This is a genomic window from Polyangium jinanense (assembly GCF_028435365.1).
The window spans coordinates 15,051-37,819 of record NZ_JAGTJJ010000029.1 but is presented as its reverse complement, the minus strand read 5'-3'; the positions used below and the strand labels follow the sequence as shown (position 1 = coordinate 37,819).

Annotated in this window: 19 protein-coding genes; 9 read left to right on the top strand and 10 right to left on the bottom strand. The window is 66.7% G+C overall.

Translation table 11 applies throughout. The features are described 5' to 3' along the window. Nucleotides 1–3 precede the first annotated feature (3 nt). A complete protein-coding gene (locus KEG57_RS33760) occupies nucleotides 4–1,131 on the bottom strand; it encodes a cyanophycinase (protein ID WP_272421555.1) in 1,128 nt (375 codons plus the stop codon). 146 nt (nucleotides 1,132–1,277) lie between these two features. On the opposite strand from KEG57_RS33760, the gene KEG57_RS33755 reads away from it, so the two are divergent. Genes KEG57_RS33755 through KEG57_RS33735 form a run of 5 tightly spaced genes read left to right on the top strand, consistent with a single transcriptional unit; the run spans nucleotide 1,278 to nucleotide 6,340 of the window. Further along, nucleotides 1,278–2,324 carry a sulfate ABC transporter substrate-binding protein gene (locus KEG57_RS33755; RefSeq protein WP_272421553.1) on the top strand — a complete coding sequence of 349 codons (1,047 nt, stop codon included), beginning with the start codon at nucleotides 1,278–1,280 and terminating at the stop codon, nucleotides 2,322–2,324. A 15-nt stretch (nucleotides 2,325–2,339) separates the two neighbouring features. Further along, nucleotides 2,340–3,155, top strand: a complete 816-nt coding sequence (gene cysT, locus KEG57_RS33750; protein WP_308215654.1) for a sulfate ABC transporter permease subunit CysT — start codon at nucleotides 2,340–2,342, stop codon at nucleotides 3,153–3,155. Next, nucleotides 3,145–4,260 carry a sulfate ABC transporter permease gene (locus tag KEG57_RS33745; protein WP_272421550.1) on the top strand — a complete coding sequence of 372 codons (1,116 nt, stop codon included), beginning with the start codon at nucleotides 3,145–3,147 and terminating at the stop codon, nucleotides 4,258–4,260. The genes cysT and KEG57_RS33745 overlap by 11 nt, the downstream gene beginning before the upstream one ends. After that, nucleotides 4,257–5,315 carry a sulfate/molybdate ABC transporter ATP-binding protein gene (locus tag KEG57_RS33740; protein WP_272421549.1) on the top strand — a complete coding sequence of 353 codons (1,059 nt, stop codon included), beginning with the start codon at nucleotides 4,257–4,259 and terminating at the stop codon, nucleotides 5,313–5,315. The genes KEG57_RS33745 and KEG57_RS33740 overlap by 4 nt, the downstream gene beginning before the upstream one ends. Nucleotides 5,316–5,332: 17 nt before the next feature. Further along, a complete protein-coding gene (locus tag KEG57_RS33735; protein ID WP_272421547.1) occupies nucleotides 5,333–6,340 on the top strand; it encodes a sigma-54 interaction domain-containing protein in 1,008 nt (335 codons plus the stop codon). Nucleotides 6,341–6,352: 12 nt separating this feature from the next. Here the strand turns inward: KEG57_RS33735 and KEG57_RS33730 are convergent, their stop codons facing one another. From KEG57_RS33730 to KEG57_RS33710, 5 genes are all read right to left on the bottom strand, one after another. Then, on the bottom strand, nucleotides 6,353–7,501 hold the full coding sequence (locus KEG57_RS33730) for a porin (protein WP_272421545.1): 1,149 nt from the start codon (nucleotides 7,499–7,501) through the stop codon (nucleotides 6,353–6,355). A 294-nt stretch (nucleotides 7,502–7,795) separates the two neighbouring features. Continuing rightward, nucleotides 7,796–9,937, bottom strand: a complete 2,142-nt coding sequence (locus tag KEG57_RS33725; RefSeq protein WP_272421544.1) for a beta-propeller domain-containing protein — start codon at nucleotides 9,935–9,937, stop codon at nucleotides 7,796–7,798. Nucleotides 9,938–10,008: 71 nt separating this feature from the next. Beyond that, a complete protein-coding gene (locus KEG57_RS33720) occupies nucleotides 10,009–10,953 on the bottom strand; it encodes a hypothetical protein (protein WP_272421543.1) in 945 nt (314 codons plus the stop codon). Nucleotides 10,954–10,961: 8 nt separating this feature from the next. Then, the gene (locus KEG57_RS33715) at nucleotides 10,962–11,786 is read right to left on the bottom strand and encodes an HNH endonuclease family protein (RefSeq protein WP_272421541.1); all 825 of its coding nucleotides are present in this window, start codon (nucleotides 11,784–11,786) and stop codon (nucleotides 10,962–10,964) included. Beyond that, nucleotides 11,783–13,174 (bottom strand): AAA family ATPase, encoded by a 1,392-nt coding sequence (locus tag KEG57_RS33710; RefSeq protein ID WP_272421539.1) that lies wholly within the window; start codon nucleotides 13,172–13,174, stop codon nucleotides 11,783–11,785. The genes KEG57_RS33715 and KEG57_RS33710 overlap by 4 nt, the downstream gene beginning before the upstream one ends. A 334-nt stretch (nucleotides 13,175–13,508) precedes the next feature. Between KEG57_RS33710 and KEG57_RS33705 the strand changes: the two genes are divergently transcribed. Then, nucleotides 13,509–14,363 (top strand): HAD family hydrolase, encoded by an 855-nt coding sequence (locus KEG57_RS33705; protein ID WP_272421536.1) that lies wholly within the window; start codon nucleotides 13,509–13,511, stop codon nucleotides 14,361–14,363. Between the two features lie 360 nt (nucleotides 14,364–14,723). On the opposite strand, the gene KEG57_RS33700 is transcribed toward KEG57_RS33705, so the two are convergent. Then, entirely contained in the window at nucleotides 14,724–15,581 is an 858-nt protein-coding gene (locus tag KEG57_RS33700) for an HAD family hydrolase (RefSeq protein ID WP_272428241.1), read from the bottom strand. A gap of 14 nt (nucleotides 15,582–15,595) precedes the next feature. Next, nucleotides 15,596–16,768, bottom strand: a complete 1,173-nt coding sequence (locus KEG57_RS33695; RefSeq protein WP_272428240.1) for a 6-phosphofructokinase — start codon at nucleotides 16,766–16,768, stop codon at nucleotides 15,596–15,598. 356 nt (nucleotides 16,769–17,124) lie between these two features. On the opposite strand from KEG57_RS33695, the gene KEG57_RS33690 reads away from it, so the two are divergent. Together KEG57_RS33690 and KEG57_RS33685 are read left to right on the top strand one after the other, a co-directional pair. Next, entirely contained in the window at nucleotides 17,125–17,697 is a 573-nt protein-coding gene (locus KEG57_RS33690; RefSeq protein WP_272428239.1) for a hypothetical protein, read from the top strand. 46 nt (nucleotides 17,698–17,743) lie between these two features. Beyond that, nucleotides 17,744–18,442 carry an OmpA family protein gene (locus tag KEG57_RS33685; RefSeq protein ID WP_272428238.1) on the top strand — a complete coding sequence of 233 codons (699 nt, stop codon included), beginning with the start codon at nucleotides 17,744–17,746 and terminating at the stop codon, nucleotides 18,440–18,442. Between the two features lie 363 nt (nucleotides 18,443–18,805). Here KEG57_RS33685 and KEG57_RS33680 read toward each other — a convergent pair whose 3' ends face one another. After that, nucleotides 18,806–19,366, bottom strand: a complete 561-nt coding sequence (locus tag KEG57_RS33680; protein WP_272428237.1) for a helix-turn-helix domain-containing protein — start codon at nucleotides 19,364–19,366, stop codon at nucleotides 18,806–18,808. 207 nt (nucleotides 19,367–19,573) lie between these two features. Here KEG57_RS33680 and KEG57_RS33675 point away from each other — a divergent pair, with 207 nt between their 5' ends. Further along, entirely contained in the window at nucleotides 19,574–20,404 is an 831-nt protein-coding gene (locus KEG57_RS33675; RefSeq protein WP_272428236.1) for a mechanosensitive ion channel family protein, read from the top strand. 12 nt (nucleotides 20,405–20,416) lie between these two features. Here KEG57_RS33675 and KEG57_RS33670 read toward each other — a convergent pair whose 3' ends face one another. Further along, nucleotides 20,417–22,495, bottom strand: a complete 2,079-nt coding sequence (locus KEG57_RS33670) for a glycosyltransferase family protein (protein ID WP_272428235.1) — start codon at nucleotides 22,493–22,495, stop codon at nucleotides 20,417–20,419. Nucleotides 22,496–22,769: the final 274 nt, after the last annotated feature.

Genomic DNA, 22,769 nt, shown 5'->3' with positions numbered 1-22,769 from the left:
GAATCAGTACGGGTTTGCCGGACTCGTCACGCCGTTCGCGGCGCTGAGGGGCTCGGCGGGCACGCTCGTTTCGCCCGACGGGAATTCCAAGGTATCGCCGGCCGCGAGCCGGTGGTACGACAACCCCGAATACACGAGCGGCTTTCCGGCCTCGCAGGTCGTGGGTTTGTCGTTCGCCACCACGAGATACGCTTTCCCCTCCCCTATCACTTCTCCCTTGCCCTGGGCATCGATCACGACGGCGGTCTCTTCGTCGACGCCGATTCCCTTGGCTTTCGGGGCCCAGCCGTCCGCGAGGATCCGCCCGAGGAAGCCGACGAGGCGGCCCATGCGATCGCGAGGCACGAAATGGGTGTCCGTGATGAACCCGGCGAGCGGCGGGAACGCGAAGAAATCACGTTCGATCGTCATGTAGACGTTGTACGGATCGAGCAGGGCCTCGTCCGAGTACACGGTGCCCTCGTAGGCCGCGAAGGCGAATTCGCCGAGCACCGCGCAGCCTGCGCTCGTACCACCAATTACGCCGCCGCGCTGCCAGACCGAGGTGATCGCCGAGGCGAGGGCCGTGCCTCGCCAGAAGTTCACGTAATCGGCCTGATCGCCGCCGGCCATGAAAACGCCCTCGGCGTGCTCGACGCGCCATTTCACGTACTCGCTGTTCGCGAGCTCCTTGCTCGTGACGAGCATCGTCTCGACCGAATCCGAGGCGGAGAGTGCCTGCAGATACTCGTTGTACCCGTCGGCGCCCGAGGTGCGGATCACGACGATGTCGCCGCCCGCGATACGTGGCTTCCACCAGGTGAACGCGGCGTCCACGTCCGTCGAGCCGCCCATCAAGACGAGGCCCGGCCCCGCGGGGATCACGTCGGCGTCCGCGTCGTTGCCCGTCACGTAATGCTCGAGCTCCGCGGGCGGCTCGGGGCTCACGGAGCTACCGCCCGCGCCGCCGCTTCCGCCCGCGCCGCCGCTTCCGCCCGCGCCGCCGCTTCCGCCCGCGCCGCCGCTTCCGCCTGCGCCTCCGCTTCCGCCTGCGCCGCCGCTGCCGCCCGCGCCTCCTTCCCCGCCCCCGCAACCGGCGAGCAGCAAGAGGACGACCAGCGAGGCGGCGAGCTTTTCGGTGCGCGTCGGCATTCCCCCCGAATACCCGGACTACGACCCCACGTCAATCGACGCCGTCGCTTGCGCAGTGTCCCACACCACACAATATCATCCGCCATGACGGACAGCATGCAAATTTCACTGGACACGTCCGTTATAGCGGACATACCCTCGTCATCGTGGCGCACATTCCGACTGGTGGGAAGGCGGGCCGACGTGCGGCGATCACCGCCTTGATCGTGGGCGCGCTCGGGCTCTTGGCCTGCGGCAAGTCACAGCCTGGGGGCGCGGCCAAGGAGGTCGAGCTCCTGAACGTCTCGTACGACCCGACCCGGGAGCTCTGGCGGGATCTGAACGAGAAGTTCATCGCCGCCTACGAGAAAGAATCGGGCACGAAGGTCACCATCAAGCAATCGCACGGCGGATCCAGCACGCAGGCGCGCGCCGTCATCGACGGGCTCGAAGCGGACGTCGTCACCCTCGCCTCCTTCCTCGATACCGACGCGATCCGCAACAAGGGGCTCATCCAGCCGAACTGGGTCGACGAGTTCCCCTCGCGCTCCTTGCCGTATACATCCACGGTCGTCTTCGTGGTGCGCAAGGGCAATCCGAAGGGAATCAAGGATTGGCCGGACCTCATCAAGCCCGGCGTCGAGGTGATCACGCCGAACCCGAAAACCTCGGGCAACGGCTACCTCTCCTTCTTCAGCGCGTGGGGCTCCGTGGTCCTGCGCGGCGGCTCCCGCGACGACGCGATCAAATACGTCACAGAGCTCTACAAGCAGGTCCCGGTCCTCGATTCGGGCGCGCGCGGCGCGACGACCACGTTCGTCCAGAAGAAGATCGGCGACGTCCACCTCGCGTGGGAAAACGAGGCCCACCTCGAAGTACGCGAAGCCAAGGGCGAGCTCGAGCTCGTGTATCCGCCCATCAGCATCCGCGCCGAGCCCCACGTGGCCATCGTCGACGGCAACGTCGACCGCAAGAACACCCGCAAAGCCGCCGAGGCCTATCTCAAATTCGCGTACACGGACGAGGGTCAGGAGATCGCAGCAAAGCATTTCTACCGGCCGACGAACGAGGCCATCCTGAAGAAACACGCGGAGATCTTTCCGGAGCTCCGGCTCTTCGCCATCACCGAGATCGCGAAAGACTTCCCCGACGCGCACAAGCAGTTCATCGGCGAGGGCGGCGTCTTCGACACCATCTACAGCCCGAAGAAGTAGCCGCGGATGGCGAGCGTGAACCGCAGAGTGCTCCCGGGGTTTTCCCTGACCCTGGCGTATACGGTCTTTTACCTCGGCCTGCTCGTGCTCCTGCCGATCACGGCCGTCTTCGTCAAGGCCGGGTCGCTCTCGCTGCACGATTTCCTGGGCGCGGTGTGGACCGAGCGCGCGCGCGCCGCCTATCTCCTGACCTTCGGGACCTCGTTCGTCGCCGCGCTCGTGAACGTTGTTCTCGGCGGCCTCATCGCCTGGGTCCTCACGCGCTACACGTTCCCGGGCAAACGTATCATCGACGCGCTCGTCGACCTGCCGCTGGCGTTGCCGACCGCGGTGGGCGGGCTCGTCTATGCGAGCCTGTACGTGGAAAGTGGCTGGCTCGGTCGATACCTCGTCCCCCTCGGAATCCGCGGGGCGTATACGCGGCTCGGGATCGTGCTCGTCCTGGTCTTCGTCGGCCTGCCCTTCGTGGTGCGGACCGTACAGCCGGTTCTCGAAGACATCGATCCGGAGGCCGAGGAAGCCTCTTCTTCGCTGGGCGCGACGCGTTGGCAAACGTTCGCGTTCGTCATCCTTCCGACGCTTTATCCGGCGTTGATCACGGGGTTTGCCCTCGCATTCGCCCGCTCCATCGGCGAATACGGCTCGGTCGTCTTCATCTCGGGGAACATGCCCTTCAAGACGGAGATCGCACCGATCTTGATCGTCGCGCGCCTGGAGGAGTTCGCGTATGGCGAGGCGACGGCCATCGCGGTCGTGCTCCTCGTCATTTCGTTCTCGATGCTGCTCGTGATCAACTTCCTCGAAAGCTGGAGCCGGCGCCATGACCGTTGAGACGGCGGAGGTCCGCAACGCGCCTCGAACGAAGGCCACAGCGGCGAAGATCCGGCGGGCGCAGCAGGATCCCGCGTGGCTGCGATGGAGCCTCACCGGACTCGCCGTCGCCGTCGTCGGCGTGCTCATCGTGATTCCCGTGGCCCATGTATTCGCCGGGGCCCTGGCCGAGGGCGCGGGTGTCTACTGGAAAAACCTCGTCGACGATCCGGACACGCGCCACGCGATTGGCCTGACGCTCACCGTCGTCCCCATCGCGGTCACGGCGAACGTGGTCTTCGGCGTCGCGGCGGCCTGGGCAATCGCGCGGTTTTCCTTCCCGGGACGCACGTTGCTGACGGCCCTCATCGACCTGCCCTTTTCGGTCTCCCCCGTGGTCGCCGGCCTGATGTTCGTGCTGATCTTCGGCCTGCAAGGCTATTTCGGTGCCTTCCTCCGCCGCGACGGCCATGCGATCATGCCGTACCTCGTCGCGGCCCTCCTCGTCCTCCTCCTCGCCGTCGCCTATTTCGTCTTTCGGCCGAGCCACCCGCGCGCGCGGCGTGGCCTCTGGAAAACGCCTCCCTTCGCCCTGGCCCTCGCGGGTGCGACGGTCTTCGTGCTCCTCGTCCTCGGGCAGCAGGCCTTCGAGGTGTGGCCCTCGAACAAGAGCCTCAAGATCATCTTCGCCACGCCGGGGCTCGTCCTGGCCACCGCATTCGTGACCTTTCCTTTCGTGGCGCGCGAGCTCATCCCCGTCATGAACGCCATTGGCGCGGACGAGGAGCTCGCGGCGCTGAGCCTCGGGGCGAGCGGCTGGCAGATGTTCTGGCACGTCACGGTGCCGAACGTGAAATGGGGGCTCGTGTACGGCATCATTCTGTGCAACGCCCGCGCCATGGGCGAGTTTGGCGCGGTGTACGTGGTCTCCGGGCACATCGCCGGCGAGACCGACACCATGCCGCTCCGGATCGAAAAGCTGTTCCAGGAGTACAACATGCCGGGATCGTTCGCGGTCGCGTCCGTGCTGACGCTGCTCGCCATCTTGACGCTCGTCGTCAAGCGCAAGCTCGAAGATCGCATCCCGCAATCCGACGAGGGCCGCCGCACGGGAGCGCATCCATGAGCATCCGCATCCAGGGCGTATCCAAAAACTTCGGCAGCTTCCGGGCCCTCGACGACGTCAGCCTCGACGTCCCGAGCGGCTCGCTCCTCGCCCTGCTCGGCCCGTCCGGCTCGGGAAAAACCACGCTGTTACGAATCATCGCGGGCCTCGAGGTCGCCGACCGGGGCACGGTCCTCTACCACAACGAGAACATCACCGATTACGAGGCCCGCGATCGAAAAGTAGGCTTCGTCTTCCAGCATTATGCTCTGTTCCGGCACATGACGATCGCCGAGAACATCGGCTACGGCCTGCGCGTGCGCGGGGTGCCCAAGCAGGAACGACAAACCCGGGTCGACGAGCTCCTCAAGTTGATTCGCCTCGAAGGCCTGGGCTCACGCTATCCGGCGCAGCTCTCGGGCGGGCAACGGCAGCGCGTCGCGCTCGCCCGCGCGCTCGCGGCGCGGCCGAACGTCCTTTTGCTCGACGAGCCGTTCGGCGCGCTCGACGCGAAGGTGCGCACGGAGCTCCGGCAATGGTTGCGCAAGCTCCACGAGGAGATCCAGGTCACGAGCGTCTTCGTCACGCACGACCAGGAAGAGGCCTTCGAGGTCGCCGATCACGTGGTGATCATGAACGAAGGCCGCATCGAGCAGGTCGGCACGCCGGCCGACGTATTCGAGCGCCCCGCGAATGCGTTCGTCATGGACTTCCTCGGCAACGTGAACGTGTTCCACGGCCGCGTCGAGCGCGGCCAGGCCGTCGTCTCGGGCCTCACGGTGGCGTACCCCGATTACCAACATCCCGAGGCGCGCGACGCCGCCGTCTACGTGCGGCCGCACGAGCTCGAAGTCGAGCGTCATCCCACCGATGCAGGCAGCCTCGCGGCGAAGGTCCTGCACGTGAATCCGACCGGATCCCGGACCAAGGTGGAGCTCCGCGCGCTCGACTCGAATCAATTGATCAACGTGGAGCTCACGCCCGAGCGGTTCGCCGCGCTCGGGCTGCGCTCGGGCGACACCGTCCATGTCGCCCCACGCAGGGTGCGCGTCTTCGTGCCCGATTACGAGATCTGAACCTCCCGAGGGAAACCATGGACATGAGCGAGTTCGTGATCGGAGAATCCTCCGGGCTCAAACCGGTGATGGAGCGCGTCCTTCAGGTGGCGCCCACGGACGCGCCGGTGCTCGTGCTGGGCGAGACCGGCTCCGGCAAAGAGGTCATCGCGCGGGCGATCCACGCGCGCTCGCGACGCGCGCATGGGCCCGTGGTACGCGTCAATTGCGGCGCCATTCCCTCCGAGCTCATCGATTCCGAGCTCTTCGGCCACGAGCGTGGGGCATTCACCGGCGCGGTGGGCACACGCAAAGGCTGGTTCGAGCGCGCGGACGGCGGCACGCTTTTTCTGGACGAAGTCGGCGAACTGCCACGCGCGGCGCAGGTGCGCCTGCTCCGTGTGCTCCAGGAGAGCACGATCGAGCGGGTCGGCGGCCACGAGACGATCCACGTGGATGTGCGAATCGTCGCGGCCACGCACAGGCACCTCGAAAGCATGGTGGCCGAAGGGACGTTCCGCGAGGACCTCTGGTATCGCCTGAGCGTCTTCCCCATTCGATTGCCCGCGCTGCGCGACCGCATGGAAGACCTCCCGGCCCTCGCCGCGCATTTCGCCGAGCGCGCGGGCAAACGCCTCGGCGGACCCGGGCTCACGCCGACACCCGACGACATCGAGCTGCTCCGTCGATACACGTGGCCGGGCAACGTGCGCGAGCTCGCGGCCGTGATCGAACGCGGCGCGATCCTCGGCAATGGCAAGCGACTCGAACTCGCGGCCGCGCTCGGGGGCCCGACCGTAAAACCGCCCTCGCGCCCCTCGACACCTGTCCGCGACGCAGAGGAAATCGTCACCCTCGACGAGGCAACGGCCGCGCACATTCGCCGCGCCCTCGCCGCGCGCGGCGGCCGCATCGAGGGCCCGTTCGGCGCGGCGCGCCTGCTCGGCATCAACCCGCACACGCTGCGCGCGCGCATGCGCAAGCTCGGCATCGAGTGGTCGCATTTCCGCGAGCCTTCCGCTGGCCCCCCCTCGATGCAGCGCTAGGCGCAGCATCCCTCAAAACGTCGCGTCGAGCAGGAGGTGGGCCGCGTGGTTCGCCCTCTCGAAATCGAAATCGTGCGGCATCCGGGCGATCCAGTCGGCTTGCAGCTTCATCTTGTGCTTGTTGAAGTAATAGTTGAGCCCGACGCCGATCTCCTGTCCGCGGCTCTCGACCTCGGAGACGAGCTTCGGGTCCGTCCCTCCGAACGCGTACAATCGTGAGAACCGCGCCACGATCTCGATCGGCGGATCGAACACGTACGAGGCCTGAAACACGGTGCCCTGGCCCGAACGCGTATACTCGGTGCGCGGATTGCCGTCCTCGTCCGTGGACTCGATCCGATCGACGTCCGCGCGTTTCCACAAATATTCGCCCTGGAGCGCGAACCCGCGCCACTTGAACACGAGATCGGCGGCAGCGTGCAGATAATCCGTCGTTCCCCCGAGGAACGTCGCGCCCGTCGTGCTCCGCAACCGGTTCGTATTGTAGTTCGCCGCAAACGCGCCGCCGAGCGCCAGGCCCGGCTTCTTCCTGCGGTCGAGATCGCCCTCGGAATCATCGTCGATCTTGCCGAGCGGACGAAGCTCGAGCCGCCCCACGAGGAGCACACCGGGCTCTCGCGACGTGGTGAGGTTCGTCCCACCTCCGCCAAAAGCGCTGAGCCGCCACGCGACCGGCGATTCTTTCCCCAGAAAATTCTCCGAATAAAACGTGATGCCCGCATCGCGGTCGAGCGTCAACTCGGCGACGGGCACCGGCCGGTCGGCCATCTGCAGCGCGAACTCGCGAACCGTCCGCAATCGATCGAACGGAACGAAAAACTGCCCGGCTCGCACATTAAAATCGCGGTGGATCTTCCAGTCGACATAGGCGTCGAAGATCGGTGACGTCGCGCCGTCACGATAGTCACGTCCAGCAATGGCGAGCTGAATCATGTATGTCAGCTCAGGCCGATAGACGTGGCCAGAGAACCAGAGGCGCGCCGTCCCGATGTTGACGATCTGCTGGAAATCCCGCTCGCCCTGATCATCCGCAGGAGGCACGTTGATCTGGTAGCGAAGCTGGATCCGGCTCCGGGCATTAAACGAGAACACGTCCCCGACCTTGACCGTCACCCCATTGCCGGGGGAGCCGGAGATCTCCACCGGAGGTTTCGGTTCCACCGCAGCAGCGCTCCCGGGCAGCCCGAGCGCCACTCCCAGAGCGAAGGCGCCACACGACACCAAGCGTCTTCTCAGGGACGACATGCAAAAAACCGATGAGCATCTTGCATGCCAGGAAAGACGCGTCGGTTTCTTCCGACGCATCATCCGCTGAAACGGACGGGCGTCCAGAGAACCCGTGACCCCTCACGGCTGCCCGTGAAATATGCTGGGTGACGTGACGGGCGGCGCCCCGGTGCGCCGGGAGCCGCCCTGGTTCCGTGGTGGATCAGGCCGGAGGCGTGCGCCTCGACCTCACTTCGGCGTGGGGGCCGCGCAGCGATTGTTGATGCACAAGGAGCCGGGCGTGCAGCAGTTTGCCGCGGTCTCGCAGGACTCGCCCTCCTGCGCGCATTCGTTCACGGGCGGCGGCACGCAGACGAGCTCCTTCGTTCCGTCTCCGTTCACGTCGGCCGGACGGCAGACGTTGCCGTTGCAGCACGAGGCGGCGGATTCGCAAGGCTGGTTGAGATCCTTGCAGGGCTCGAGCGCGGCGAATGCGCGCATGTTGCCCGCTTCGAGCTCCTGACCGGGCAGGTAGAATGCGGGGTGGCTCGGATCGGGTTTGCCTTGGTAATCGATGTCGATCGCGGCCACCCAGAGCTTCTTGCGCGGGCTCGGGGTCTCGGCGCCGTTCACGTACGTGCCCCACTTGTTGTCGCCTTCCGGCACCGTGCCGCCTGGGCCGATCGTGTTGCCGTAGACGCGCCGGCTCGTGAAGAAGACCCAGTAATACCCGCCGACCGCGACGGGCAGGATCGTCGGCTCGTAGTTCAGACGCGCTTCCTCGGCGTCGCCGAACGGCAGATAAAACTGCCCATTCGCGTCGTAGCCGTTCAGCGCCGCGAGCTTGTTCACCGCCTTCGTGGCCGTCTCGACGAGGAGCACCTCGGCGTATGAAGGCGTCGCGCCGCCACCCGCGGTGTCGAAGCGATCGCCCGCGTGGTAGAGCACCGCGCCGCCGTCGGGCGTGAAGCTCGGCCAGCCGACGATGCCCGAGGGCACGGTGAGAAGCTCGTTGATCGCCGAGAACGCCGGCGGCGATTGCGCGAGGTCGACGTCCATCATGGCCAGGGTTCGTCCGGGGCTGGCGTCGTACCAGGTGAATGCGACGTGCTTGCCGTCCGGGGAGAACGTCGGCGTCAGCGCGTATTTCACGGCGCTCGTGAACGAGGACGCCCCCACGTCGGCGCCCGTCTTCGTGTCGAGGAGCCGCGACGGGTAATCCCCGGCCAAACCACGGACGGGCGAACCGCTCGCCGGGATGCCGTTCGTGATCATGTACGTCCCGTCCGGCGTGAGCCCGCCGAAGGAGAACTTGCGGCCGTCGGTGTCCAGGTAGCGCTGCGAGGCGGTGCCGTCCTGCGAGAGATCGTAGGTCGCGCTGTCGAGCGGGTTGCCGTCGCCCCAGGAGACGCCTGCCGCGAGCACGTTTCCATTCGCGCTGACGGAGTGGCAGACGTTGCATCCGCCGAGAAGAACCTCCGCATTCGAGCCCGGCTTGATGCGCATCACCGCGCCGCCGTTCGCGAGCTTCGAGACGTACGTGTTGTAATAAACGATGCCGCTCAAGCTGCCCTGCGCGATGCGCCACGATTGCGTGACGGGGCCGGTCGCGGCGCCGCCGGCGAGTTTCGTGGCCGTGACGGAGACCATGTCGCTCGGGCCGGCGCTCTGCGTGACGCCCTTCCAAACGGCCGCGGGCAGGTCCACGCGCGCCGGGGCCGAGGCGCCAAAGTAACCCTTGTACTCGAAATCGCCCACGTTGATCTTCACGAGCACGGCATCCGCATTGCCGGCGAGCTGAAGCGTGGGGGCCGCGAGGCCACGGGGAAAGACCGTCTTGTCGTACGGATAGAGCCACCGGAAGCCCGGATCGGCATTGCCGCCGGTGTCGAGCTTCGTCTGATCGTCGGTCGAGAGATTGCCGGCATTGTCGGCGATCTTCACGCGCACCGTGATCGTCGTGCTCGCTTCGAGCTGCCCGCTCTTCGCAGTGACCTTGGCCTTGCCCGCGACGAAGCCGCCGGAAGCGAAGACACCGTCGGTGCCAATCGTTCCGACGGTGACATCGTCGAGGAACCAATCGACAGCGCCGGGGTTCGAGCCGTCGGTGAGCTTCGCGTTGAAGGGGAGCGAGCCGGGCGCGCCGGTCACGTCGAGGATCGGATCCTGCGGCTCGATCACGAGCGCCTGCTCGCCGCCGTCCGGGAAATTGAACAAGCCACCGTCACCGCCCGAACCGCCGCCGCCAGACGACGAACCCGCGTCCGGACCCGAAGCGCCGCTGCCCGCCGCGCCGCCACTCGTATCGCCGCCGCCGCCGCAAGCGGCGATCGCGCCCGCGGAGGAAACGGCGGCCGCGAGGAAAAGAAACCAGAGCCTGTCACGCGTCATGAAGGAGACCTCCGAAGCAATCCGACAGACCATGCTACCAGATGTCCGGGGCGATTCCGATTGGAAGGACGCTAGAAAAAACCGAAGGTGAGGCCACCCTGTGCAGCGATGCCCACCGAATCGACGACACGCAGGTAGACGGGCCCGGCATGGGCGAAGAGGCCCATGCGTCCGCCGCTCCGGGCCCAGCCGAAGCGCGTGGCCTTACCGAGCGAGAACTGGAGCTCAGCGCCGACGCGGCCGCCGTGACCCACATTCAGGCCAACGATCCCCGCGATGGGATAATACCCGTACCCGGCGAACGGGACGATCGCGAGCACCTTCGCCGGCTCGAAACGATAACGCACCTCACCGCCGATCGAGCCCGCGCCGATCATCGCGCTGAGGCCAAAGGAGAATCGACCAAACTGGGGCCCGGTGAAGACCTCGATCCCACCGAGCCCCGCCGTGACGTCATCACGTCGAATGGCGCCGCCACCGATGCGGGCGACGAAGACCCACGTGGAATCAGCCGGAGGGCCATACCCGAGATGAGGCTTTGCCGGATTGACGAGGGGCAAAGGTTCGATCGCGTCGGCAGGGGCGTTGACGGCAGGATGGAGGCGGAGGACGTACGGGGCGCCAGATTCGATCGGCGCGCGCGGGAGCGTGAGGCGATAGGTGCCACCTTCGCCGGGATCGAGGTCCTTGTCGCCCTCCTGGACGGCGGCGTCGACGAGCGCGGACGGCCTCCCGAGCACGGCGAGATCGATTCTCTCGGGCTCGACGTGGAGGGGCGTTTTCCCCTCGTTGACGACGTGCACGTCGACGCGCGTGTTCGCGCTCTGTTGCCAGTACCCGACGTGGATACGCTCGACACGGGCCGAGATGCGGGCGGCGCGTGTGGAGAGGCCAGCGTTCGGGCGTGGTTCGAGGGCGCGGTAGCCGACGCGGCCGCAGGCGGCGGTGGAAAGGAGAAGCGCGAGCAGCGCGGGGGCTTGGGATTGTCGGGGTACGGGGGGGCGATCCTCGGGCACGGCGCAGGCTACCGCGTCGCGTTACGCGCGTCCACCGCGAGCGTCGGCTGCGACGCTGCCTCCTGTCCTGCGGGCTGGACCCATTGCTCGATTTCAGGATGGTCTCGAAGGGCCGCGAGGCACCGGGGTCCGATGAAGTGCTTCGCTCCAGGTGTCTTCAAGATGCCGAGAAGGTCTCGCAATCCACTCGACAGCGGGTGCCGCTGCAAATCCGACTTGCAGGCTCCAGCTCCGTCGCCATTTCCTTCGGCGCAATATCGCGCATAGAGCTCGACCACCTTCTGTGCGGTGTCCCATGCAGCTTTCCGGTCCTTGCAGAGCATCCCGCGATTGAGGCCCAACGTGCGGATACTCTTGGCACCTTTGCATGTCCGAGGCCTGACCTGCCCCGTGCTGGGAGCCGGATAAAGGTGGTCGCGAGGCTCATCTACCGTCGGGTCGAGGAGAAGAGGATAGCCGTTCCGATCACGAGGGAAGCGATCGCCCTTGTAGTTGCTATTGCATACGGAGCAAGACCACAAATAATTATGCCAATCGTATGCCCGAACGGGGAACACCGCTAGCGGCCAGAAGTGGTCGATGGCGCTGCCTTCATTGTACTGGCAATACATGCAGCGGCCCTCGTCGGGAGCCATCCTCTTCAGCACCATTTCAATTTCGAGAAACGCGACCGTGTTCTCCTGTGCCCATAGACGCTGGGCCTCTTTCTTCTGTACGAGAAAGCGCTGTTCGTCATCCTCGTGGTCCGAGGCGGCCTCGCGGATCTGCTTGGTGCGGCTTTCCAGCCTCGACTGGGCATCTTTGCTCAACGGCAATCGGTCGAGTTTCCTCACCCCAACGCCTCCAGCTTTCGGAGCGTTTGCTCGACCATCGCGCTTCCGCCGCCCGGTAACATCTTGACGAGGTGGTCACGCTCTTCCTTCTCCTCCGCGGTTGCAGTTCCCCGGATCAGCTTGACATCGAGCCTGGAGATGCGGCTGCGGAGCTCCTCTGCGGACTCCGAGTACACCGTCTCGAGGCCGAAGAGGTCCGTGAGCACGGCATCGTCGGGGCCGCCGTTGACGACCCGCAGATACGTCTCTTCCGGCATGATCTCCGTGGAGCGCTTCTCGCCCGGGGCGGCGAGGCGCACGAGGCCGTTGGGATCGGCAGCCTGGCACACGAACGGACTATGTGTCGTCACCAGGAACTGAACGTTCGGGAAATGTCGCTTCAACCAGAATCCAATGCTTTGCTGCCAGGAGACGTGAAGATGGGACTCGATCTCGTCGATCAGGATCACGCCCTCATAAGGCACGGTGATGACGTTATGCTCCTTGTCGTGCTCGATGCGGAGCTCACCGAAACATTCATGCATGCGACGCAGGATGTCGAACACGAGGGCGACGACGGAACGAGAGCCGCCGCTGAGCTGGTGTAGCGCCAGGCTCACGCCGCCCTGCTCGACCCACAAACCTTCTCGGTTGAACTCGACGACGCGCATGCCATCGCGCAAAAGGCCATCGTTCAGCAAACCGATGACGTTTTCTTGCAACACTCGAAGCTCGGCGGCGAGGCGCTCCAATTCTGATTTTCGACTGGCGTCTGCGTTCCGCGCACGCTCCGCCAGATCCAACCGATCCGAGTACAACTCCCTCAACCAGTCGAGCCCCTCGACGAGGGACTTTTCCTCATCGAACAAGGTAGCGACACGCCCTATTTTGTGGGAAGCTCCGCGTTCCGGTACGATGCTCGCGCCCCCAAGCCGTCTGCCTGGACCATAACCACACCAGAACCAGCGGTCCGCGTCCCACTTCCAGGGACCCAGAAGCTCCGCCTTCCCGGTGACGCCTTCCTCGATGCTCGGTCCGCGAAACTGCAGTACGGGCTCCCGCCCCCCATTGCGCTCCCAGAAAAGAGCCGCTTCGAAGCGCCCGCCGCTCCCGGGAAGTATCTCCCCTAGAGAGGCGTCATCGAATTCGAACTCGATATCGACTTTCCCTTCCCGTGCGCCGCCTCGAAGCCACGTGGAGAAGGACGGCAGGAGCTGTCGTGCCTCGGAAGGGCCCGTCAGGCAGAGCGCTATCGCTTGTAGGAGCGTTGTCTTGCCGGTCCCATTGCGCCCAGCGAACACCGTCCATCCAGCGAGCGATCCGTCGGGACGACTCAGATCGAGATGCACTCCCCGCTCGCCCGCCCCGAAACATCGGATGTTCTCAATCTGGATCTTGCGGATGTGCATGGCTGCGTAGGTTAGTCATGGTTCCTTCGCTGGTGTCAATCCCCGAAGGGAGACGCATGCCGCATCCCGCGACTCCCCCACCGCGTCCACGCCCCTCGGCCCCGCCCGCCCCCTCCACCGCCCGGGCATCCTGAACCCGGCGCCTCCAGCCCACCTCTCCACCGCGATCCCGTCACCCACCACCGCGATCCCGTCACCCACCACCGCGATCCCGTCCCAAGCCACCGAGATCCCGTCTCCGGTGACCGGCAACACTCTCCCCCGTCCCCCCCGCGCGTCCTCTCCGTAATCTTCCCCCTTTCCTTCGAGATCTCCCTCGGCTACCTTGGCAAGCGTGACTACATCCACCCCCACCTACACCTGGGCCTCCGTCCTCGCGATGGTGTCCGCACCTACTCAGGATGAAACGGAACGTTATGCTGTCGAGATCCCCCACGCCGACTTGATGGAGCGGGGCTCGCAGATCCGCAGCGAGAAGATCCTCACCGACCTCGTTCGTTTCGGCGGCATCGTCGGCGAGTTCTGGCCCAAGGCCACGCCCGCGCAAAAGCGGCACCTCCTCGGGTTCTCCGAGCCGCTCCTCAAGGTCTTCGTGCATGAAGGGAAGAAGCTCGCCGACATGGTGGCCCAATTCGACGGAGCCACGGACGCTCGCGAGGCGAGCCGCGCCGCTGCCATTGCCGTCGCCGACCAGGCCTATCGAGATGGAATGGAAGAACGCGATCGCCTCGTCACCGCGCTCGACGGTGTTTCCCACCTCGAACCGGGGCTCGACGAGCGCGTCACGAAAGCGACCGGCCGCGTCACTGATTTCACGACGCTCGCCCAATCCCTCACGTCCCTCCTCAAGGTCGCGAAGGACATCCGGCAGAACCCCCTGTCGAAGGCGGCCAAGCAGCTCGAGGACGGCGGGCTCGACACCGCGCAGATCATCGCGTTCGAGGACATGGCCGCGAAGGTGAAATCCACCGGCGAGCTCGCGTCCGGCGCGCGAACCAAGGGTCCGATCACGCAGGCCGATCTCGACCTACAAGACGGCATTTGCCTCTCCCAGATGGAGCGCGTGATGAAGGTATTCAATCGCGCGCACGAGCGGGACCCGTCGATCCCGAGGCTCACGCCCATCGCAACGCGAAGGCTCTTCGTTTCGAGCCGAAAGCGGGCCGAAGACGCGCCCGCGCAGGGCTGAAGGAGCGTCCGCTCGAGCACGGCCGCCGCGCTGGGGCGTTGCCCCAGGCCCCACCAGGGGCTATCCACCCCTGGACCCGGACCAGCGCAAGCGCTGGACCCGGGGTCGATGAACTGCGCGATGCGCAGTTCATCGAACAGGTCGAGGCAAGACCAGCGAAGGCCCTGCCAACCAAGACCGCCGTGCCTGGCAACGTTGTCCCTGGTCTTGCCACCGGCCCGTGGAAGAACTGCGCATCGCGCAGTTCTTCCAACCCGAGTCCAGGGCTTGCCCTGGTCCGGGTCGAGGGGCGGATAGCCCCCGCGGGGCCCGGGGCAGCGCCCCGGCGCGGCGTCCCCAATCTGGGTCTTCGCCCGCGCGTCAACCGGAGAGCCCGACCCGCGCGAGGATCTGTCCGAGATCGTCGCCGTGGCTCGCGCGCGCGCCGAGCGATTCGAACAGCGCGACCTCGTGCGCCGCGGGCGCGCGCGGGCCCGTGACCATGTGCACCTGCATGCCGAGCGCGAGCGGAAGCGCGAGGTCGAGCTCGTAGATGTCGCCGCAGACGAGCACCTCCTCGGGCGCAACCCGCGTCTTTTGCAGGATACGCGCGATCGTCTCCCAGTAACGGCCGCGCCGCGGATACACGGGCCGTTCGAGGCCCGGCAAGCGAATCTCCGCGGGCACGGTGGAGAACCGCGCGTCCTCGGTCTCGGGCTCGGCCACCACGTATTTGCGCGCGTCGCCGTGCACCTCGATCTTCGAGAGCCCTTCGGGCGCGAGCGTCCGGAGCTTCTTCAGCGCCGCCTCCGTGCGCGCATTCGTCACGACGAACGTCGGCAGACCCGACGCCGCGAGCGCCTCGAGGACCTCCTTCGCGCGCGGCCGAAACGCGGTCAACGTGTGCTCGTAGGCGAGGTGATACAGGACCGTCAACACGGCCGCGCGGGTCGCTTCGCCGCGCAGCACGCCGTGCTTCTCGAAGAGGAGCTGCGCGATGGTGGTCGAGCGGATGTACGGATCGGCCCCGGCGGGCGCGACGATACGCCCGTCGTGGACCCAGCCGTAACGGCCGGGATTTCGCGCGATCTCGGCGGCGCGTTCTTCCCAGACAGCAACGTCCTCTCGACCGAGGAGATCAAAGACCGCATCCCGGTACACGTCCACGAACGGGGCGGCTTCTCGCTCGACGTCGGTGAACGTGCCGTCGAAATCGAGGATGATGCATTTCGTTGTCACGACGCTACCTCTGCTCAGAGACTGGTCTTCTCGCTCGTGAAATTGTCCCGGATCCACGTGGAGAAGCCGGGGATCTGGAGCCGCGCGAGCAGCGGCAGGAACGCTCGCTCCACGCGGTCTTCCCGCGCGACGAGGTGGAACGGGCGCACGCCGACGTCGTTCGACGCGAGCACGAAGGGCATGACCTCCGTCCGGCCCTCCTCGAACGCATCGAAGAGGAGCGACGCCTTGACGTAGGCCGCCGAGATCTCGAGGAACGCAGGCCGCACGCCGCGCAAATACCGGCTGAACGGCTCGGCGATCACGCGCTTCTGCGCCGAATCGGCGAGCCCCGCCGCCTCGAGCTGCCGTCGCAAGAACTCGCTCGCGCTCGCGCCAGGCATCTCCCGCGCCCGCCGCTCGCGCTCGTAGCCCTCGGCCACCACGACGAGCGCGTAGTCGGCCCGCGACAGCGCCGCCGCGGTCTCGCGCAGCACGGCATCCGGGAACTGGAAGAACGGCAGCACGATGAGGTGCGCGCGCGCCGCCACGCCGCAGTGCAGCGCATGCCGGCCGCTCCGGTTGCCCATCATCTCGAGCAGGTAGATCCGCTTGTGCGTGTAGGCGTCCTCGTAGAGCCCGCGCGCGATCGTCGCGCCCGCCTCGACGCCCGTGAGGAAGCCGATCGCCCGATCCCCAGCGAGGTCGTTGTCGATCGAGACGTTCATGAACCCCGTGGGCAGGCGCGGGTTCATCTCGCCGAGCAGCGCGCGCAGGCCCTCGAACGTGCCATTGCCGCCCACGCCGACGAGGTGGGAAAACCCCTGCGTTCGTAGGGTGTCCGCAGCCGCGCGGCGGTTTTGCCCGTCGTGGAAGCCGAGGTAGCGCTCGCTGCGGAAGTCGCTGCCCGCGTCGAGGACGCGGCGGCCCATGCTGCGCGCAGGGATGCCCTTGGCAAGCAGAGCGTAACGTTCCCGACGGCTCACGATGAGCCGCTCGAAGCGAGGCTCGCTCGTCGCGTCGTGCGTGAGCGAGCGGAAGCCCTCGGTCGCAGCCCAGACTTCGTAGCCACGCCGCGAAGCCTCCTCCGTGAGCGCGACAGCGACCGACGCGTACCCCGGCGCGTTGCCGCCATCAAACACGAGGAGCAGGCGCCGCTCCGACGGCGGCATCGCAGCAGGCGTCCCGAACTCCACGAGGTTCGTCATGCGGAGGCGCGTACCACGAACGGGGTGTGTGTTGGAAGATCGACCGGCACGGACGAGCCGGGGGTTCCCGCGGCGTAGCGCCGGGGTTTCACCCCGGACCCGAGCAGGGGCTATCCGCCCCTGCACCCGGACCAGGGCAAGCCCTGGACGCGGGGCGACAGCGCGCGATGCGCGCTGTCGACAGGGAGAAGGTTCCTAGCAGGCAAGGCAGCGCTGCTGTTTCAGCTGGCAAGGTCTTGATACCGATGCGTCGAGGACGGCAAGCGATCCTGGTCAATGAAGTTATCGCCCGAATTTGAAAAGATTATACACGTTTTCGAGGCGGGGCGTGTATTCTGCCCCTGGAGGTGACGACCTTGAAACGACGCATGTTCTTGCCGCTTTTCGCCCTCGTCCTCGGGCTCGCCGGCTGTGGCGACGACGTGGCCTCCGAGGAGGACGCGCGCCGCGCCTACGAAAGCCTCGACAAATCGATCGACAAGGCCATGCAGCTCGGCTTCCAGGGCTTCAACGCCGCGTCGAGCGCGAACATCGACCCGCAGATGGCCAATGGTGACAGGACGGGCACCATCACCATCAGCGGCAAGGTGGATCAAGGCGACTCGCCCAACAAGACCATGACCCTGAACGAGGCCTTGAAGGATTACTCCGACGACGGCGAGGTCACGTATAACACCTCGGGCACGGCGCCGGTCCTCGACCTGAAGCTTGCCGGCATTCCCGATGGCACGCTCAACGGCACGCTCAAGGGCTCGTTCACCATGTCGGGCGCTCTCGAAGGAAGCGTGACGCTGGACCTCACGCTCAGCGGCGAGCTTCAGCCCACGATGGCCGACCCGATGAAGATCGAGCGCAAGCCGGGGACGACGAAGATCACCGGGACCGCGACGTCCGAATACGGCACATACACCGTGAACCTCACCCGCTGACGATTTTCCTTCCCCGTCCCACCCTCCAAAGCGCATCGTTCCCTTCGTGCGCTCGCCTCGTTTTCTCGCCCTGCCCCTCGTCCTCACCGCGCTCGGACCCGGGTGCGGCGCGACGAACCCGTCGCCCGAGCCGCCGCCCGTGGTCCTCACGGACACCCCGAAGGCGCCGCCGCCTGCGCCCTCCGCGGCGTTCGCGGCCGAGGATCCGCCCGCGCCCGACCCCGAGCCCAAACCGGAGCCGCCGCCCGCGCCGAGCAATCCCGCAGAAAACCCCGCAACCTCGCCATGGCTCGCCGGGCCCACGAGCCCCGGCTCGTTCGCGCTCGAAGGCGGCCGGCTCGTCGTCAAGGAGCCCATCGAATTCGACACGGGCAAAGACAGCCTCAAGCCCACGAGCGGGCCAGCCCTCGATTTCGTGACCGCATTCCTCCAAGCCAAACCCGACCTCACGCTCCTCCGCATCGAAGGCCATTCCGACAGCCTCGGAAGCTCGGCCATGAACCTCGAGCTCTCGAGCCGCCGCGCACTCTCCCTCGCCCGGGCGCTCGTGTCGCGCGGCGTCGATTGCAAACGGCTCATCGCCGTGGGCTTCGGCGAGGTAAAGCCCATCGCCGACAACCGCACCGAGGAGGGGCGCAAGCAAAACCGGCGCATGGAATTCGTCGTGGCCGCGATCAAAGGCCGGCCCGTCATGAACATGCCGGTCGACGGCGGCGGACGCGTCGCCGGGGATACCTGCCAGTAGATCGCCGCCGCGCCGGGGCGCTGCCCCGGACCCCGCGGGGGCTGTTCGCCCCTCGACCCGAACCAGCGCAAGCGCTGGACTCGTGGTGGAAGAACTGCGCGGTGCGCAGTTCTTCCAACGGGCCGGTGGCAAGACCAGGGACAACGTTGCCAGTTGAAATGGCAGCGCGGCTGTCTCGATTGGCAGCGTCGCTCGCCAGTCTTGACTCGGCCTGTTCGATGAACTGCGCGTTGCGCAGTGCATCGACCCCGGGTCCAGCGCTTGCGCTGGTCCGGGTCCAGGGGCGGATAGCCCCGGTGGGGCCTGGGGCAACGCCCCAGCGACACGGCTCCCAGAGGATACGTCTGGCAGGACAACCGAGCGTCAATCCCCCCGCGCCAGCACCACGACGGAGTACCCGACGGCCGGGATGCGGCCTGGGTTGTGGTACGAGTGCCGCTGATCGCCGCGGAAGACCACGACGTCGCCTTCGGCGACCTGGAACTTCTCGCCTGCGACCCAGAGCTGGATCTCGCCTGCCTCGACCGTGAGGTATTCACGCGTCCCCGGCGTGTGCGGGACGCCCGTCATTCGGCCGGACGGGGCGACTTCGATGCGATCGATCTCCATCCCGGGAATGGCGTCCGGCAGGAGCTTCCGCACCAGGGCTTGCCCCGGCGTGCGCACGGGCAAGGTCTCGCGGGCATAGTGACGCGCGACGCTCCGTGGGGCGCTCAAGAGCTCCTCGATTGACACCTGGAGCGCGGATGCGGCGCGGTTCAGCACCGCGAGTGTTGGGTTCGCCTCGCCGGACTCGAGGTGCGCCCATGTCGCGCGCGGCACCCCGCCGAGCTTGGCCATCTGCTGTTGCGTGAGCCCCCGCGCCTCCCGGAGCTGCTTGACGTTCTTGGCGAGCCGGCCCGCGAGATCCCGATCCCCATCCATGGGCCCGAAGCAGAGCAGATTCCAACCCCTTGGCGCAAGCTCCAACGACTCGGCGCACGCTGAGGACAGGTCTCCTCACCTCGGGCCGCGACGTGATGCCTTGCCTCCTCGGATCGAGACCCCTCGCGCATCCCGATCGAGCCCTTGTAACGGAAGATCGTCCCGGATACGTTCCCGGCACAGGGATTGCTGGCGGGGAACATCATCATGAACGAGACGATTCAAAAATACATCGACGTGGCCGTGCAGCTCGGCATGAACGTGGGATTGAAGATCCTTGGGGCAATCGTCCTCTGGATCGTCGGCCGCCTCGTGATTCGCGCGGTGCGCGGCATTCTCGATCGCAACCTCCGGGCGCGGAAGATCGACGACACGGTCAGCAAGTATCTGAGCTCGGTCGCGGGCGTCTTGCTCAACATCCTGCTCCTCCTCTCGGTGCTCAGCATCTTCGGCATCGAGACGACGACGTTCGCGGGCCTGCTCGCGGCGGCGGGCGTGGCGATTGGCGTCGCGTGGTCGGGCTTGCTCGCGAACCTCGCGGCGGGTGTCTTCATGATCGTGCTCCGGCCCTTCAAGGTCGGCGATGACGTCATCGCGGGCGGCGTCGAGGGCACGGTGCACTCGATTGGCCTCTTCGTCACGACGATCGACACGCCCGACAACGTCCGGACCTTCGTGGGCAACGGCAAGATCTTCGGCGACACGATCAAGAACTTCTCCGAGAACTCCTACCGCCGCGTGGATCTCACCGTGCAGCTCTCGGGCCAGGCCGACGTGAACAAGGCCATCGCGGTGCTCAAGGAGAAGATCGCGACGATCCCGAACATCGCGAAGACGCCGACGCCGGTCGTCGAGCTGCAAACCTTCACGCTCGCCGGCCCTGTGATCGTCGTGCGGCCCTTCGCCCACCAGAGTCATTACGGGGCCGTGTATTCCGCGGCGATCCAGATCATCAACGAGGAGATCGGCAAGCTCGGCTTCCCGGCCCCGGCGAACCCGATCGTCATCACCGAGCACAAGAAGGCGGCCGCCGCCTGATTTCCGCTTCGTTTATCTCGCCCCCACGCGCGCCCGCGACAACCAGAATGTGACGTTCGGCCCATCGCGGCGACCGGGCGGCGTGTTTTGCCGGTCGTACATCACGAGCGGCACCTCCCCCTGCATCACGACCTCCGCGTCGAGCGTTTGCCGAAGCTCGCTGCACATCCCCGCGTACGCCTCGTCCGCGTTTTTCTGGGACCAACACGGCAAGCCCTCGTAGAGGTACAGGCAGGCCGGCGGGTCACGGAGCAGCTCTTCGAGCGGCTTTTCGATCTTCACCTCGGGGCTCACCCCCGGGGCGAACGCGGGGACGACACGATAACGATCGCTGCCGCGATCACGCCGCGCGCGCGCGCCGATCCGGGCGAAGCGAAGCTCTTTCGCCTGGGCATCCGCGCCGGCGTACTCGATCACGGTGCAGCCCTCGGGCACGATCTCGCGGGCTTTCTGCACGAATGCGTGCTCGCGCATCTCGGTATACCCGATGTCCTGGATCCACCCCCGATGCAGCAAGGGCGCCACGAGAAGCGCCCCGCACGCGACGTAGACACCCATGCGCCTCCGCTGCCAGAGCCACGACACCGCGATCGCGCCGAGGAAGAGGAAGGGCACGACGAGGTGCAGGTGATACCGCGGGCGCATCGTCTCCTCCATGACGAAGGCGTGCGCGATCGTGAAGATCGCGATCCAGCCGAGGAGAAACACGACGAGCCTGCGTTCCCCCGCGCGATACCCGAGGATCGCGCCGGCCACCGCCAGCACCACGAGCACGGGCGGCGTCACGGCGGGATCGGTGAGCACGAAGAGCTTCGGCACGAGAAACGCGCGCCCCGTGTCGAACAGCCAGCCCGGGGAAAAGAGGGCTGTCTTCACGGCCGCCTCGTTCGTCGAGAGAAACACCGGAAACACGAGCATGCCCATTCCGGCGACGACGAGCAGGCCGAGCACGCGACGCACCGGAGGCGCCGTCTCCGGGTGGAGCGAGACGACGGCGGCCATGTAGACGACGATGAACAGGATGTTCAGCGGCCGGAGCAGATACCCCGTGTAAAGCGCGGCCGGCAGGCAGGCAATCGCGACGATGCGGAAGACACGCGAGGGATCCCGCAGCCACGCGTGGATCAGCGCGAACGAGAGGGAGGTGATCACGAGCGAGGGGACGAACGCGTCCTCGCAGCGCGAGAAACGAATGTGCTGCGGCAAGAAGGCGACGGCGAACGCGGCGAAGAGGCCGGCGCGTGGATCGCGGAGGAGATACGTCGCGTGCCCGAAGAGCACGAGCGGCATCGCGGCCGCGTAACCGAAGTTCGTCCACGCGATGACGTCGGTCAGGTAAAACGGGCCGCCCGCGCGCGCGGCGATCGCTTCGAGCACGGGGCCATCGGCGACGGCGCGCACGTTCGGCCAGAGGCGCGTCCAGGGCCAGGCGCCGAGGAACGAAATCGGCGAGAGCCAGAACCGCGTGGCCGCGCCGGCGAGGACGATCGCGACGAGCGCCCCGCGGATCCACGCAGGCTCGTCTCGCGTGAGCCGCGCGGCGAGGATCGTGGCGAGCACGACGAACCCGAAGAGCGCGACGATCCCATCGAGATCCCCCCATTGCCCCGCAGAATACGCCGCCACGCGCGGCGAGCTCGTGGTCACGCCGGGCACGATCGACGTGGGCTTCGGGCGCGGCGGCTCGATCCACAAGCCTCCTCGATCGTTTCGCGCGAGAGCTTCGATCAGCGTCGCGACCGCCTTTTCGGCCGCGGGATCCTCCGTGGGATCCTGCACGGCCACGAAGCTCGACGAGCGCGGGGACGTGGGGCGCGTGGCCTCGTCTTCGGGGTGAACCAGGGTGACGCGGACCTCGCGCCCCTTCGGCTCACGCAGGCCGACGACGATCCGTTGCGGCTCGATGGAGACGTTCCAGAGCGCGAACCCCGCGGCGACCTCCTTGCCGAGCATGAAGGGGGCGAAGAGCGCGAGCACGTCCTTCTCGCGCCCGCCCGGCAGCATGTACGGATGCGCGAGGGCGCGCGGCGCCCAGGAAACGAGCGCAAGGACGAACAGCAGGAAGGACAGGGCAGCCCGGCGAAACGTCACGGGCCGAGCGTACTCGATCGCTGACCATGGGTCTCATCTGGGAGGCGCTGCGCTGGGGCGTTGCCCCAGGCCCCACCCGGGGCTATCCGCCCCGGGGCCCGGACCAGCGCAAGCGCTGGACCCAGGGTCGATGAACTGCGCGATGCGCAGTTCATCGAACAGGCCGAGGCAAGACCGGCGAGCGACGCTGCCCATCGAGACAGCCGCGCTGCCATTTCGATGGGCAACGCCGTCCCTGGTCTTGCCACCGGCTCGTGGAAGAACCGCGCATCGC